The 14,504-nt window shown below is 61.4% G+C and carries 17 protein-coding genes, 1 tRNA gene and 1 riboswitch; of the genes, 11 read left to right on the top strand and 7 right to left on the bottom strand.

Annotation, left to right across the window (positions count from 1 at the left end; genetic code table 11):
• The first annotated feature begins 27 nt into the window (after positions 1–27).
• The 10 genes from ACP7E6_RS07940 to ACP7E6_RS07895 all read left to right on the top strand — a co-directional run bounded on the left by ACP7E6_RS07940 (position 28) and on the right by ACP7E6_RS07895 (position 6,200).
• Complete coding sequence (locus tag ACP7E6_RS07940) at positions 28–468, top strand: DUF2948 family protein (protein WP_426229166.1); 441 nt, start codon at positions 28–30, stop codon at positions 466–468.
• Positions 469–533: 65 nt separating this feature from the next.
• Complete coding sequence (gene hisD, locus ACP7E6_RS07935; protein ID WP_426229165.1) at positions 534–1,838, top strand: histidinol dehydrogenase; 1,305 nt, start codon at positions 534–536, stop codon at positions 1,836–1,838.
• Entirely contained in the window at positions 1,835–2,305 is a 471-nt protein-coding gene (locus tag ACP7E6_RS07930; protein WP_426229164.1) for a UPF0262 family protein, read from the top strand. The genes hisD and ACP7E6_RS07930 overlap by 4 nt, the downstream gene beginning before the upstream one ends.
• The gene (locus ACP7E6_RS07925; RefSeq protein ID WP_426229163.1) at positions 2,302–2,790 is read left to right on the top strand and encodes a low molecular weight phosphatase family protein; all 489 of its coding nucleotides are present in this window, start codon (positions 2,302–2,304) and stop codon (positions 2,788–2,790) included. Before ACP7E6_RS07930 ends, ACP7E6_RS07925 begins: the two co-directional genes overlap by 4 nt.
• A 126-nt stretch (positions 2,791–2,916) precedes the next feature.
• Positions 2,917–3,135, top strand: coding sequence for a translation initiation factor IF-1 (infA, locus tag ACP7E6_RS07920; protein ID WP_037105236.1), 219 nt, complete (start codon positions 2,917–2,919; stop codon positions 3,133–3,135).
• Positions 3,136–3,183: 48 nt separating this feature from the next.
• Positions 3,184–3,804, top strand: coding sequence for a Maf-like protein (locus ACP7E6_RS07915; protein ID WP_426229162.1), 621 nt, complete (start codon positions 3,184–3,186; stop codon positions 3,802–3,804).
• 6 nt (positions 3,805–3,810) lie between these two features.
• Positions 3,811–4,017, top strand: coding sequence for a DNA gyrase inhibitor YacG (gene yacG / locus ACP7E6_RS07910; RefSeq protein ID WP_426229161.1), 207 nt, complete (start codon positions 3,811–3,813; stop codon positions 4,015–4,017).
• Between the two features lie 186 nt (positions 4,018–4,203).
• Positions 4,204–4,279, top strand: a tRNA-Phe gene (locus ACP7E6_RS07905).
• A 477-nt stretch (positions 4,280–4,756) separates the two neighbouring features.
• Positions 4,757–5,077, top strand: a complete 321-nt coding sequence (locus ACP7E6_RS07900; protein WP_426229445.1) for a hypothetical protein — start codon at positions 4,757–4,759, stop codon at positions 5,075–5,077.
• 589 nt (positions 5,078–5,666) lie between these two features.
• Complete coding sequence (locus ACP7E6_RS07895) at positions 5,667–6,200, top strand: DUF992 domain-containing protein (protein WP_426229160.1); 534 nt, start codon at positions 5,667–5,669, stop codon at positions 6,198–6,200.
• Positions 6,201–6,274: 74 nt separating this feature from the next.
• Here the strand turns inward: ACP7E6_RS07895 and ACP7E6_RS07890 are convergent, their stop codons facing one another.
• The 7 genes from ACP7E6_RS07890 to thiC all read right to left on the bottom strand — a co-directional run bounded on the left by ACP7E6_RS07890 (position 6,275) and on the right by thiC (position 13,433).
• Positions 6,275–8,104, bottom strand: coding sequence for an ABC transporter ATP-binding protein/permease (locus ACP7E6_RS07890; RefSeq protein WP_426229159.1), 1,830 nt, complete (start codon positions 8,102–8,104; stop codon positions 6,275–6,277).
• Between the two features lie 131 nt (positions 8,105–8,235).
• Positions 8,236–8,964: a hydroxymethylpyrimidine/phosphomethylpyrimidine kinase gene (locus tag ACP7E6_RS07885; protein WP_426229158.1), complete on the bottom strand. Its 729-nt coding sequence runs from the start codon at positions 8,962–8,964 to the stop codon at positions 8,236–8,238.
• 10 nt (positions 8,965–8,974) lie between these two features.
• Positions 8,975–9,580, bottom strand: a complete 606-nt coding sequence (locus ACP7E6_RS07880) for a thiamine phosphate synthase (protein ID WP_426229157.1) — start codon at positions 9,578–9,580, stop codon at positions 8,975–8,977.
• The gene (locus ACP7E6_RS07875; protein ID WP_426229156.1) at positions 9,577–10,350 is read right to left on the bottom strand and encodes a thiazole synthase; all 774 of its coding nucleotides are present in this window, start codon (positions 10,348–10,350) and stop codon (positions 9,577–9,579) included. Before ACP7E6_RS07875 ends, ACP7E6_RS07880 begins: the two co-directional genes overlap by 4 nt.
• 1 nt (position 10,351) lies before the next feature.
• Positions 10,352–10,549, bottom strand: coding sequence for a sulfur carrier protein ThiS (gene thiS / locus ACP7E6_RS07870; protein WP_426229155.1), 198 nt, complete (start codon positions 10,547–10,549; stop codon positions 10,352–10,354).
• Positions 10,546–11,595 carry a glycine oxidase ThiO gene (thiO, locus tag ACP7E6_RS07865; RefSeq protein ID WP_426229154.1) on the bottom strand — a complete coding sequence of 350 codons (1,050 nt, stop codon included), beginning with the start codon at positions 11,593–11,595 and terminating at the stop codon, positions 10,546–10,548. Before thiO ends, thiS begins: the two co-directional genes overlap by 4 nt.
• 2 nt (positions 11,596–11,597) lie before the next feature.
• Complete coding sequence (thiC, locus tag ACP7E6_RS07860; protein ID WP_426229153.1) at positions 11,598–13,433, bottom strand: phosphomethylpyrimidine synthase ThiC; 1,836 nt, start codon at positions 13,431–13,433, stop codon at positions 11,598–11,600.
• 87 nt (positions 13,434–13,520) lie between these two features.
• Positions 13,521–13,659: riboswitch (TPP riboswitch) on the bottom strand.
• Between the two features lie 152 nt (positions 13,660–13,811).
• Between thiC and ACP7E6_RS07855 the strand changes: the two genes are divergently transcribed.
• A complete protein-coding gene (locus ACP7E6_RS07855; protein ID WP_426229152.1) occupies positions 13,812–14,480 on the top strand; it encodes a GntR family transcriptional regulator in 669 nt (222 codons plus the stop codon).
• Positions 14,481–14,504 lie beyond the last annotated feature (24 nt).

Raw genomic sequence — 14,504 nt, 5'->3', positions numbered from 1 at the left:
TGGCTGCGCAGGCAAGGGATGAATGGCATGGATGCTTTGAAGCTGATGGGGCTGGACCCTGAAGATCTGGAGATCGTGTCCGCCCATGTGCAGGACGCGGTCTTCAAGGTTTCCGGACTGGATTACGCACCGCGCTTGCAACAGCTGTCGCTGGTGATCAACCGCTTCGTCTGGGAAACCGCCGAAGGCCGCGGCAAGTCGTTCGAGCGCCGCCGCAGCCTGCTCGCCTTCAAGCGCGTCACCGCCGTCCGCTCGATCGGTTTCGATCGCAAGGACGACGAGACAGTGCTGTCGCTGCTGGCCATCCAGTTCGAGCCGAACGGCGAAGGGCCGGATGGAACCGTCGAGTTCATCCTGTCCGGCGAAGCCTCGATCATGCTCGATGTGGAATGTATCGAGGTTCAGCTTGCAGATACCGGCGGCGCATGGGAAACCGGTTTCAAGCCGCGCCATCCCGCCGGCGCCTGATATCCTGATCTCGCTGGCCTCAAAGGGCCGTGCATCTCCGCCGACCACCCATAAGGACGTTTTCATTGGCTCTCCGTCTCGACTATCTGACCCCCGGCTTCGAAGCCGAGTTCGCAGCCTTTCTGACGACCAAGCGGGAAGTGTCCGAAGACGTCAATGCGGTGGTCAAGACGATCATCGACGATGTGCGCCTGCGTGGTGATGAAGCGCTTGCCGAATATACCAAGAAGTTCGACGGGCTCGATTTCGCCGTGACCGGCATGGCCGTGACGGCCGGCGAGATCGACGCGGCGATCAATGCCGTGCCGTCCGAGGTGCTGGGCGCGCTCAAGGTCGCTGCCGTGCGCATCGAGGCGCATCACACACGCCAGCGGCCGAAGGACGATATCTACGAGGATTCGATGGGCGTCGGCCTCGGCTCGCGCTGGACGGCGATCGATGCCGTCGGTCTCTATGTGCCGGGTGGCACGGCGAGCTATCCCAGCTCGGTACTGATGAACGCGCTGCCGGCCAAGGTTGCCGGCGTCGAGCGCATCGTCATGGTGGTTCCAGCCAATGGCGGCGTCATCAATCCGGCGGTTCTGGCCGCCGCGCGCATGGCCGGCGTCGAGGAAATCTACCGCATCGGCGGCGCCCAGGCGATCGCGGCCCTTGCCTATGGCACGGCGTCGATCGCACCGGTCGCCAAGATCATGGGACCGGGCAATGCCTATGTCGCCGCCGCCAAGCGCCAGGTGTTCGGCACGGTCGGTATCGACATGATCGCGGGACCTTCGGAAGTCTTGGTCATCGCCGATCGCGACAACGATCCGGACTGGATCGCCGCCGATCTTCTGGCCCAGGCCGAGCACGATGTCGGCGCGCAGTCGATCCTGATTACCGACGACGCGGCCTTTGCCGCTGCGGTCGAGGCCGCAGTCGAGCGCCAGCTGCGCACGCTCCCCCGGGCGGAAACGGCCAGCGCCAGCTGGCGCGATTTTGGCGCTATTATCCTGGTGCCTGATTTTGACGTGGCCGTACCGCTCGCCAACCGGATTGCAGCCGAGCATCTCGAGCTCGCTCTTGCCGATGCCGATGCGATGATCCCGAAGATCCGCAATGCCGGCGCCATTTTCGTCGGCCGCCACACGCCGGAAGTGATCGGGGATTATGTCGGCGGCTCCAACCATGTGCTGCCGACGGCACGCTCGGCGCGGTTCTCGTCGGGCCTCGGCGTGCTCGACTATATGAAACGCACCTCGATCCTGCGCCTCGGCGCCGACCAGCTGCGCGATCTCGGACCGGCGGCCATCGCGCTTGCCCGGTCCGAAGGCCTTGAAGCCCATGCGCGCTCGGTTGCCATCCGCCTCAATCTCGGGGGCGAGGGATGACATCCAGCCACCGTCTTTGCGATGTCGTGCTGGATGAGACCATCGGCCGCTCGACACCCGATGTCGAGCACGAACGGGCGGTGGCGATCTTCGATCTGATCGAGGAGAATTTTTTCGAGCCCGCCGGCCACATCGGCGGCCCCTACCGGCTCAAGCTGTCGCTGGTCGATTCCAAGCTTGTCTTTGCCATCACCACCGAGACCGATGCCGGGGTTGCCACCCATATCCTGTCGCTGACGCCGTTCCGGCGGATCGTCAAGGATTACTTCCTGATCTGCGAAAGCTATTACGAGGCCATCCGTTCCTCTACCCCAAGCCAGATCGAGGCGATCGACATGGGGCGGCGCGGCATTCACAATGAGGGCTCGCAGACGCTGATGGACCGGCTGTCGGGCAAGATCAAGCTCGATTTCGATACGGCGCGGCGTCTGTTCACGCTGGTTTGCGTGCTCTACTGGCGGGGATGACGGTGACGGTCGCTGCTTTCCCCAACGAACCGCAGCGGAGCGCGAAAACGCCGGGGTCGGTGCTGTTCATGTGCGGGATGAATGCGATCCGTTCGCCGATGGCGGAGGTTCTGGCAAGGGCGATGCTGCCGCCCGGCACCTATGTCGCTTCGGCCGGTGTCCGGCCAGGCGAGCGCGACCCCTTCGTCGATGTGGTGCTGGAGGAGATCGGGCTGACCGCCGGGCGGCATCAGCCGCATACGCTGGATGAACTGGAAGACGATTATTTCGACCTGATCGTGACGCTGGCGCCAGAGGCGCATCATGCGGCGCTGGAACTGACGCGGTCGATGGCGATCGACGTGGTCTACTGGCCGACACCGGACCCGACAGTCGCGACCGGCACGCGCGAACAGATCGTTTCGGCCTATCGCGAGGTCAGAAATCACATTGCCAGCCTGCTCAAGCATCGTTTGCTTGGACAAATGCCGGACAAGATGGCATAGGGCACATGCAAAACCGGAAAATGAGCTCGCTGCTGTTCACAAAACAGCGGCGATTGTGTAGTTTCCGCCAAATTTTTAAAAGGTGCGAGAAGCGCCTCTATCGAAGCACAGAAAGAAATACCCTACATGGCGAAAGAAGAAGTCCTCGAATTCCCGGGCGTCGTTACCGAATTGCTGCCCAATGCAACGTTCCGCGTCCAGCTCGAAAATCAGCATGAAATCATTGCCCATACGGCTGGCCGCATGCGCAAGAACCGCATCCGCGTCCTCGCTGGCGACAAGGTGCTTGTCGAAATGACGCCGTACGACCTGACCAAGGGCCGTATCACCTACCGCTTCAAGTAAGCGCGGCGGCGTGCGCGCCGCAAACTCGAGATCGATGGCGCTGTTGCGATGGCATTGACACATAAGCTGATCCTGGCCTCCGGTTCGCCGCGGCGCGTCGAACTGCTCGCACAGGCGGGTATCGAGCCTGCGCGCCTGATGCCGATGGATCTCGACGAGACGCCGAAGCGCACCGAGCATCCGCGCTCGCTTGCCTGGCGGCTGTCTGCCGAAAAGGCGAGAGCGGCACTGGCCGCCATCAAGGGCGAACACGGCTGGGAGGGAAGCTATATCCTTGCCGCCGATACCGTCGTTTCCGTCGGCCGCCGAATTCTGCCCAAGCCTGAACTGGTCAGCGAAGCTTCAAGCGCGCTGCATCTTCTGTCCGGCCGCAGCCACCGCGTCTATACCGGTATCTGCCTGATCACGCCGGACAAGACGGTGCGCCAGAAGGTCATCGACACCAAGGTCCGGTTCAAGCGTCTTTCCAGCCACGACATCGACAGCTATCTTGCTTCGGGCCAGTGGCGCGGCAAGGCGGGTGCCTACGGCATCCAGGGCATCGCCGGCAGCTTTGTCGTCAAACTGGTGGGTTCCTACACCAATGTCGTCGGCTTGCCGCTCTATGAGACCGTCAGCCTGCTTTCAGGCGAGGGTTACGACGTGCATGACAGCTGGATGAAGGGCTAAAAGGCCATGAGCTCAGACGAAACCAAGAGCGCCTCCAACGTGGCGCCGCTGCGCAAGACAGTGACCTGCCCCGAGTGCAAACGCCCGTCGCACCGCGAACATTATCCTTTCTGTTCGGACCGTTGCCGCAATGTCGATCTCAACAGATGGCTGACCGGTTCCTACGCGATTCCGGTGGCAGATGATGAATCGAAAGCCGACGGTGAGGACTGAGACCGGCTAAATTTTGCGGGATATCCGTTGTTTTTCAGGTATTTGCACCAAATGACATTTTCCTGTCGAAAAAACGTCATTTGGTGCTGGACACCGCCGAACAAGATGTTATAACCCCGCTCGCTTCCGGGGCGCAACCAACGCCCCACGGTTCCCAAAGCGGAACCATCGCCGCAAGGCAAGGATGCCCGGATAGCTCAGTTGGTAGAGCAGCGGATTGAAAATCCGCGTGTCGGTGGTTCAAATCCGCCTCCGGGCACCATTAATTTGGTCTTCAAAACTATTTTTTATCATGCAGCCGTACGGACGGCGTATTGCATGGCGATCTGGGTTCAGTCCATGCGTTGCCTGCCGGACAATCGCGATTACGATCGCGCATGGCCGCGAAAATCCGGCCAAGTGGCGGGCAGCGTGCTCCATATTTGGTGGTGTTTTTGTCATATCTGCCGGTGGACCTGACTATTGCGGACGGGATCAGAGCGTAATCCGCTGGCCATGGTGTATCCGGCGTTTCGTCGGCATGACGACTGGCTATAAAATTATGATTTAAAAACAATAGTTTAAATTGCGATCGGCGCCGTGCGAATGCAAAGGACACGGGTAAACGCAGACAGATGTGACGCTGACGGCTTGCGTAAGCGTGGCTTGAATTACACTTGCCTCATTCATGCCGTATTCACTTTTGGAGCGCTCTAAAGTCAGCAGCCGCTTGGGCTTTATGGAGCAGAAAATGCAGAGAATGAAAATCGCCGTTGCCGCCGCAGCGGTTTTGTTGACGGCCAGTGTCTCCCATGCGGAAGATCTCGTCTTCACGCTGAAGAACGGCACGAAATCGGTACTCAACAATTTCCATGCTTCGCCTGTTGGCGTCGACAAGTGGGAAGATGATATTTTTGGCCGTCAGGCGCTTGGCCCGGGCGAAACCATGGAAATCACCATTGGCGACGGACGCGAGGTCTGCAAGTACGACATGCGGTTCGAATTCCAGGGCGATGATCTCGACGTCACGACCGACACGCAGGATCTCTGCGAGCTGGGCGAATACACGATCGAGGAATAAGCGTTCCGAAGCTACCATCTACCCCGTCACCACACGCGGTGGCGGGGTGTGCGTTTCGTCACCGGCTTGGAAGCGGCACGGTGCCTGTCAACCGCAGACGGCCCGGCGCTCTCCGGCCAATAGCCGGTTTCTCCAGGCCCTCGCCGTTCGGCGGCGCTGTGGTCTTCTCCGCAGCCATGATGCCTGTTGGTATTCCCGTGCGGTCTGCTCTCGACAGCCTCCTCATTGTTCACATGCGGAAACTTGCCATTGGCAGTCAGAGATTTCGCTCTGCAGGCGACTGAGCGGTTTCCCGCCGCGAGAGCTTCCCTTGATCGTAGCCATCCCCGGTTCACGGGAAGAAAGCCCGATTCTGTGTGATTTCGGTGACGGGCAATCAGCATGTTGTGGGCGCATCGGTGGAGTGGCTGGGCTGCCTTTGAAATGTCCTAATAACAGGTGAACAGTTGAGTGTCTGTCATCTGCAACCGATCCTGGCTTGTCTTGCGTTCAATTCCCCATGTGGGATCGCTGCATTCGATGACTGTTGTAAATCTATCGGCTGAATGGCCGCGTGCGGAATGCGGCCCCGGTTTGAGAAGGAAAAATAATGAACAAAACCCTCGCTTTGGCGCTCACCACCGCGACCCTGGCTCTGACGGGCACACTTGCCGCACAGGCTGCCGATCTGGCAAACGGCGCGCCGGCTCCAAGCTATGAAGAGAGCGATGTGCGCGGCGGTGTGAAGATCGGCTATCTCGAATGCGAGGTCGGCGGTGGCGCCGGTTACGTTCTTGGCTCGGCCAAGGAGATTGATTGCACCTTCCATTCCTCGGTCGGGAACGAACGCACAGATCACTATACCGGCGCTGTCAGAAAGATGGGCGTTGACCTCGGCTTCACGACGCGCAGCAAACTCGTCTGGGCGGTGCTGGCACCGACGGCAGGTTACCATCGCGGATCGCTCAGCGGTCTTTATCAGGGCGCAAGTGTTGAAGCCACGGTCGGTGCCGGCGTCGGTGCAAACATCCTGGTCGGCGGCACCTCCGGCTCCATCCACCTGCAGACGATCAGCGTGACCGGCCAGCTCGGCCTCAATCTGGCTGCGGGCGGCACGTCGGTGACGCTGACAGCCGTCAACTGAATCGTCCAGCCTTTCCCCTTCACGTGTCGGAGGGGAAAGGCGACAAGCCGTTTTCATCAACACGCCGCGTCCGTTTAATCCGCCAGTTCGGGATTGTCCGTGCGAAGGCTTTTGGGCCGGAGCAAGCGGATGGCCTTGCCGGCCGGACTGCTCTGTAGCTGCAGGACGCGTGTAAAGAAGCGGTTACCGGAAGCCACCCTGCCGATATTCACGATAGCCGCATTGCCCAGTTCCTGCTCCATGAAAGTCAGAACTTGCTGGTAGGCATCGCGATCCAGCGTGTCGAGCGCCTCGTCAATGATGATCCAGCCCGGTTTGTGCAATCCAAGCCGCGCAATGGCCAGCAGCCTGATCTCGACTTCGTTCAGCTTCAACCTTGTTCGCATGTCCTGATCAAAGCTGTTTTGCAACTTGCTCAGACCGACCCTGGACAAAACCGACACCAAATCGGCCTTGTTGAACCGCCCTGGATTTTCAGGATAACTGAGGACTTCTTCCAGCGTTCCCGGCGGGAAATAGGGCGTGCGCGGCACAAACGCGATGTCCACGCCTTCGGGTAGGGCAATCCGCCCATGTCCCCAAGGCCAAAGACCGGCCAGCGACCGGAAGAACGGCGCTTTTTCCACATCCGATTCGCTGGTCACCAGAACGCGGTCGCCCGCCCGGATTTCCACATGCTGATCGGCGAGCTTGATGCAACCGGACGGCAGGGCGATTTCCAGGCGGTCGATGGTCAGGTGGTCGCCGTCAGCCTTGGCAAATTCGATGCGCTTGTCGTTTTCGTGCCGTTCGTCGGTCATCAGGATCGCAGACCGGAAGGCGGCAACGCGTAGCAGCGTCGCCCGCCAGTCGGCAATGCTGTCGATGTTGTCGACAAACCAGCGCAACGACGTATTCACCTGATTGAAGGCGCCCACGGCCATCATCAGGCCGCCGAAACTCAGGTCGCCGTTGAAATAGACCGGGGCTGCGATGACGATGGGGGCAACGACCGTCAGCCAGCCATAGCCGGAGGTGACCCATGTCAACCGTGTCAGAGCCATCATCAGCTTGTTGCTGATTTCCAGAACCGAGGCGAGATCGCGCTGCAGGCGGCGCTTTTCATTGCCTTCGCCGGAAGACAGGGAAACTGCCTCTATATGTTCATTGACCCGCATCAGCGAGAAGCGCAGGGCGGCCTCGCGCGCATAGTGGTCGCCGTTGATCTTGACGAGGGGGCGGCCGACGAACCAGCTCACGGCAGCAGCGGTTCCGGCATAAAGAAAGGCTGCCCAGACCATGTAGCCGGGAATGTTGAGATCGTAGCCGCCGACATGAAAGATGAAACCGGCCGACAGCGACCATAGAACGCCGACGAAACTGGCAAGCAGAATACCCGACTGGAACAGCCCAATAGTGAGTCCTGCCGTCAGGTCGGCGAGATGGCGGGCATCCTCATGCACGCGCTGGTCGGGATTGATGCCGATGGAACCGGCATTGGCAAGGCGAAAGGCCCGCGCTGGCTTCATCCACTCGCCGATGAGATCGAGCGTCAGGCCTTCCCTCAGCTTGATCCGGATCCATTGGTTAAGCCAGGTTTGCAGCACGTTGAGGACCAAAAGCGTGCCGGCGATCTGGCCGAAAGTAATGAATTGCCTGAGAAACGCCGCGAGATCGCGCCGCTCCAGCGTGTCGTAGAACGGCTTGTACCATCGGTTCAGCAGGATCTGTCCGGCCGCAGTCGCCAATATGATGATGATGATCCCGATCGCGAGCCATGTGATGGTTTTTCGGACCGGCGAGGCGACAAAAGCCCGCTGCATCATGCGGAGCTGATCAAAAAAAGGCTGCTCGTCGTCTGTCTCTACGGGCTGTTTACTCTTACCATTCATGTCATGCGGCATCGGCGCGAATCTCTTCACCACGGTCTTCACCTCCGAAGTATAGCGCGTCCGAAGCGCTACCCCTAAGAAAGATTAGCAGGGGAGCATGGAGCGAGGCAGTCCAACGGGTTCAACTGCCGGCCATCATCGCAAATTGGCGGCGAGATTGCTGTTCACGTTTGGCGGAGCTTGCCGTGCACGAAAGCCTTGGCTTTGGCAACGGACGTGGAAAGCGGGTCGCCGGAGGCCAAGCGCGCGGCAATCGCGCTGGCCAGCATGCAGCCGGTGCCGCGCATCGTTGCGGCAAGGCGAGGCGACGCGAAGGATTGATCGGCATGGCCGACCCGAAACAGAATGTCGGTGGATTCCACCCCATCGCCATGCCCGCCCTTGACCAGAACCGCCCTTGCCCCTGCCGTCAAAAGGCTGCGGGCCTGACTGGAAACGCTGCCCGGCGATACTGCCAGCACCGAAAGCTCCGGCAGATTGGGCGTGACAAGCGTGCACGAAGAAACCAGTTCGAGCAGGGGAACCGTCGCGTCCGGGGTCAACAGGGCGCGGCCGGACGTTGAGACCAGAACGGGATCGAGCACCACGGGAATGCCGGGATGATCTGCAAGTACCGCTGCAACGGCGAAAATCGTCGCCGATGTCGCCAGCATGCCGATCTTGATCGCCGCAATCGGATTGGCGGACAGCGCCGCGCGCATCTGCTGCGCCACACGGTCCGGTGCCACGGGATCGGCATGTTCGACGCCAAGATGTGTCTGGACAGTGACGGCGGTGATCGCCACCGAAGCCTTGACACCGAAGGCTGCCAGCGTCTCGATATCGCGGACGATCCCGGCACCGCCGGAGGAATCCGAGCCTGCAACGGCAAGCACGTGCGGCATGAGGTTCATCGTGCTGCGCTCATCGGAAGCCCGCCGTACGCTCGATCCATTCCCGCACGCGTGCTTCCGGATCGATATTGAGGGTGATATCGGTGACGACGGCAGCGCTATCGGCGCCATGGGCAAGGACGCTACCGATCCGGTCGATATTCAGACCGCCGATTGCCACCAGCGGCAGCGAGCCGATGCGCGTCTTCCACTCGCGCAGCTTTTCCAGCCCCTGCGGCGCCCATTTCATCTCCTTCAGGATGGTCGGCCAGACCGGCCCGAGCGCCACGTAATCGGGCTTAGCAGCAAGCGCGATGGCAAGCTCCGCCTCGTCATGGGTCGAAAGCCCGAGCTTGAGCCCGGCGGCGCGGATGGCGGCAATATCTGCGGTGACCAGATCTTCCTGGCCGAGATGGACGAAATCGCAGCCTTCCGCGATTGCCATTTGCCAGTAGTCGTTGACGATCAGCTGGCAATCATGCGCCGCGCAGATCGCTTTTGCGCGGTGAATGGCAGTGCGCAGTTCGGCTTCGGTGCTGTCCTTCATCCGCAACTGCACCAGCTTGACGCCGAGCGGCACAAGACGCTCGATCCACTCGGCGCTATCGACGATCAGGTAGAAGGGATCGAGCTTCATGAAAACACCGCCTTGCCGATGACCGGCGTGGATGGCACCGCCATGTCGCGCGGTTCGAGCATTCCGGCCTGAAATGCCGTGCGACCCGCCTCTATGGCGCCGGTGAAAGCTGCGGCCATGGCGGCCGGGTCACCTGCGCCTGCAACGGCGGTATTCAGCAGAACGGCATCAAAGCCGAGTTCCATGACGGTGGCGGCATGCGATGGCCGCCCGATCCCGGCATCGATGATCAACGGAACATCCGGAAAACTTGCCCGCATGCTGCGCAACGCCGGCAGATTGACCGGACCCATGGCCGAGCCGATGGGGGCACACCAGGGCATCAGCACCTCACAGCCCGCTTCGAGCAGCCGTTCCGCCACGACGAGATCATCGGTGGTGTAGGGGAAGACTTTGAAACCCTCGCCGTTCAGGATGCGCGCCGCCTCGACAAGTGCAAAGACGTCCGGCTGCAGGGTGTCGTGGTTGCCGATCACCTCGAGCTTGATCCAGTCGGTAGCAAAGACCTCACGCGCCATCTTCGCGGTCAGCACCGCTTCCGACACGGTGTGGCAGCCGGCGGTGTTGGGCAGAACCCGGACGCCCAGCGCACGGATCAGCTCGAAGAACGCGCCGCCGGTGCGGCTGCCTGCGGTCTCCCGGCGCAGCGACACGGTGACGATATCGGTTTTCGAGGTGCGGACCGCATCGGCCAGGATAGCGGGCGAGGGATAGCGCGCCGTGCCGAGCAGCAGCCGCGAGGAAACGGAGGTTCCGTAGAGTGTCAGCATCTCAGCCTCCCTGCATGGGCGACAGGATCTCGACGCGGTCGCGATCGCACAATACAAAATCGCGCCGCTCTTCGCGGTGCACCAGCTCGCCATTGACGGCCGTTGCCAGCCAGTCGCCTTCGTATTCGAGCGAGGTCAGAAGCTCGGACAGAACGGAAATGTCGGTTTGATGATCCTCACCGTTGATTGTCAGTTTCATCGGCTTGCTCCAGTTGAGTTGTCATATCTGCGAGGGGTCACAAGAACCGGATCAAAAGAGTTGGCCGGTCTTGCGGCGTTCGTTTTCGAAGAGGAGGCGATGTGCGCCGCAACGTCCTGCGCGACGGATGGGGCAAGCAGAAACCCGTGCCGGTACATTCCGTTTATGCGAATGATGCCGCCGTCAGCCGAAAACCGCGGCAGATTGTCGGGATAGCTCGGGCGAACCCCGGCGCCGGTTTCGACCACGCGCGCTTCGCCGAAGGCCGGGTGAAGCGCATAGGCAGCGTTGAGCAGCTCCATCAGCGAGCGGGCGCTGATCGGGCCGCGATCGTCGCTTTCGATCATCGTCGCGCCAACCATGAAGTGGCCGTCGGCGCGCGGCACGATATAGAGCGGAATGCGCGGATGCAGCAGGCGGACGGGGCGTAAGAGCGTCACGTCGGGCGTCTCCAGCATCAGCATTTCCCCCCGCACGCCGCGCAGATCCACCGTTTGGCGGATGCTGCTTGCCCCGGTGCAATCGACGATATGGTCGAACCCGGCTCCCGGAAAATCCGGGGCAGCGCCGAAATGGAAGACCACGCCCATTGCCGCCAGCCTGCCGGAAAGGCCGGTTATCGCGCGCCTGGGATCGAGATGGGCTTCGTTACGGAAGAAAAGCGCCTTGCGGAACCGGCCGGCGAGGTCCGGCTCCAAGGCTGAGATGTCATCGCCGTCCAGCCAGTCGAAGTTTGATGTCCGGGCTGCGAAACGGTTGAGCTCCGCAGTATCGCGCGGCGGCGCGACGACCAATGTACCCTTGCGGACAACGTGGCCGGGCAGTGCCGCTTCCCACCAGTCAGCCGATTTGCGCCCCAGCGTCACCACCGTTTCAGTCGCGCTTTCGCGCTCGCACCAGGGCGACAGCATGCCGCCGGCAAACCAGGAGGCGCCGCCGCCCGGCCGCGATGACGTCTCCGTCACCTCGACCGCGATGCCTTTCCCGGCAAGTTCATGAGCAACCGTGAGGCCGGCAACGCCGGCCCCCCTGATCAGGACGCGCATGGTCACTCTCCGGCTGGCGGAATGGTGCCGTCCGGGCCGAGCGGCATGTAGAGCGAGCCGCCCGCCTGGAATTTCGCCGCCATCGCTTCAAGCCCTTCCTTCTGCGCCTCGGCGCGGATCTCGTGCGAGATCTTCATCGAGCAGAATTTCGGCCCGCACATCGAGCAGAAATGCGCCACCTTATGGGCTTCCTTCGGCAGGGTCTCGTCATGGAAGGAGCGCGCCGTTTCCGGATCGAGCGACAGGTTGAACTGGTCTTCCCAGCGAAACTCGAAGCGGGCCCGCGACAAGGCGTCGTCGCGCAGCTGGGCGGCCGGGTGCCCCTTGGCAAGGTCGGCAGCATGGGCGGCGATCTTGTAGGTGATGACACCGACCTTGACGTCATTGCGGTCGGGCAGGCCGAGATGCTCCTTCGGCGTGACATAGCAGAGCATCGCCGTGCCGAACCAGCCGATCATCGCAGCGCCGATGCCGGACGTGATGTGGTCGTAGCCGGGAGCGATATCGGTCGTCAGCGGTCCGAGCGTATAAAAGGGTGCCTCGCCGCAGACTTCCAGTTGCTTGTCCATGTTTTCCTTGATCTTGTGCATCGGCACATGGCCGGGGCCTTCGATCATCACCTGGCAGTCTTTCGCCCAGGCAATCTGGGTAAGCTCGCCGAGCGTTTCCAGTTCGGCAAACTGCGCGGCGTCGTTGGCATCGGCAATCGAGCCGGGCCGCAGGCCATCCCCCAGCGAGAAGGTCACGTCATAGGCGCGGGCGATATCGCAGATCTCGTCGAAATGCTCGTAGAGGAAGCTCTCCTTGTGGTGATGAAGACACCACTTGGCCATGATCGAGCCGCCGCGCGAAACGATGCCGGTGACGCGGTTGACGGTGAGCGGGATATAGGCGAGCCGCACGCCGGCATGGATGGTGAAATAATCGACGCCCTGCTCGGCCTGCTCGATCAGCGTGTCGCGATAAACCTCCCAGTTCAGGTCTTCGGCAATGCCATTGACCTTTTCCAGCGCCTGATAGAGCGGCACGGTACCGATCGGAACCGGTGCGTTGCGGATGATCCACTCGCGGATATTGTGGATGTTGCGGCCGGTCGACAGGTCCATGACGGTATCGGCGCCCCAGCGTGTCGCCCAGACCATCTTCTCGACTTCCTCGGCCATCGACGAGGTGACGGCGGAATTGCCGATATTGGCATTGATCTTCACCAGAAAATTCCGGCCGATGATCATCGGCTCGGATTCCGGGTGGTTGATATTGGCCGGGATGACGGCTCGCCCACGGGCAATTTCCTGGCGGACGAATTCCGGCGTCACGTGATCGGGAATGCTGGCGCCGAAATTCTCACCGTCGCGCACCAGTGCACCCTTTGGCGGCTTGCGGCCGAGGTTTTCGCGGATGGCGATGTATTCCATTTCCGGCGTGATGATGCCGGCACGGGCATAGGCGATCTGGGTCACAGCCTTGCCGTTCTTGGCGCGCAGGGGCTGGTTGCGGTGGGGGAATTCCGGTGTCAGCCGTTCGCCGGTGGCAAAGCCGTTGTCTTCGGGTTTGACGTGGCGGCCGTCATAGGTCTCGACATCGCCACGCGCGGTAGCCCAGGCTTGGCGCTGCCGGGACAGGCCGGCGTCGATCGACACGATGTGCGCCGGATCCGTATAGGGGCCGGAGGGATCGTAAACGGTAACGGGTGGTTCGCCAGATGTCGGATGCACGGAAATTTCGCGCATCGGCACGCGGATATCCGGGTAGAGTTCGCCCGGAATATGCACCTTGCGGGAGGCTGGCAACGGGCCCGTGGTAACTGTGGGTGTGATGTTCTTTGCGGCAATAGTCATGGTTGAGGCTCCAAAGTTGGAGACCCAGTCATCAGAGCCGGAATGATGAAAAGACGCCGACGCAAATCCGCAAACGGAATCCGAGTCTCAACAGCGCTTGCACCGTCCCTACGCCAGTATGAACTGGATCAGGTTCAACGGGTCACTGCGCTGCTTGAGGGCGGCAAAGCCACCGATCATGCCAGCAGAATCTCAGCCCCTTGTCGGGACCCCCCTGGTGAATGCGCCGATCTAGCCACAGTTTTGGACGGAGCGTCAAGGGCCGTTTGGCACAGCACCCGGCGTGCGGCTCTCGTTGAGCGCCGGAAGACTGTGAAGATATCCAATGATTACAATCGCGCCCTCGACAGCGCCGCCCCGGCAAATTATCTATAAAACATGACCTCAGCGAGCGAAGACACGATTGCCAGCCGCATCAGCCGCATCCTTGCCGACAGGATCGTCACCGGGCAATTGGACCCGGGCACGAAGCTGCGCCAGGACCATATTGCCGAGGAGTTCGGAACCAGCCACGTGCCGGTGCGCGAGGCCTTCCGCCGGCTGGAAGCGCAGGGTCTTGCGGTCAGCGAACCGCGCCGGGGCGTGCGGGTCGCCTCCTTCGATCTGAAGGAAGTGCGCGAAGTGGCGCAGATGCGGGCAGCCCTTGAGGTTCTGGCCCTTCGGCATGCGGCGCCGCATCTGACGTCCGCCATTCTGGATCAGGCCGAAGAGGCCACCGTGGCGGGCGACAATTCCCATGATGTCCGCTCCTGGGAGGAGGCAAACCGCCGTTTTCACACGCTGATTCTGACTCCCTGCGGCATGCCGCGCCTCTTGGCCGCCATCAGTGATCTGCATGCGGCCAGTGCCCGTTTCCTGTTCGCCAGCTGGCGAACCGAATGGGAAGTGCGCACCGATCACGATCACCGCGCCATCCTGACATTTCTGCGTCAGGGCAATATCGAAAACGCCGCGCCTGTGCTTGAGCGGCACGTACAATGGATCGGCCAAAAACCCGTCCGCAACGCTTCCGGCGCAACCCGTGACGCTTTCGCCATCGTCGGCTGACGTTTTTTTCACAGCTTATTTTCC

It is taken from the genome of Pararhizobium sp. DWP3-4 (assembly GCF_049898205.1).
GTDB lineage: Bacteria > Pseudomonadota > Alphaproteobacteria > Rhizobiales > Rhizobiaceae > Pararhizobium.
Note: the sequence above shows the minus strand (reverse complement) of the source record. Positions and strands in the feature narration are given on the sequence as shown.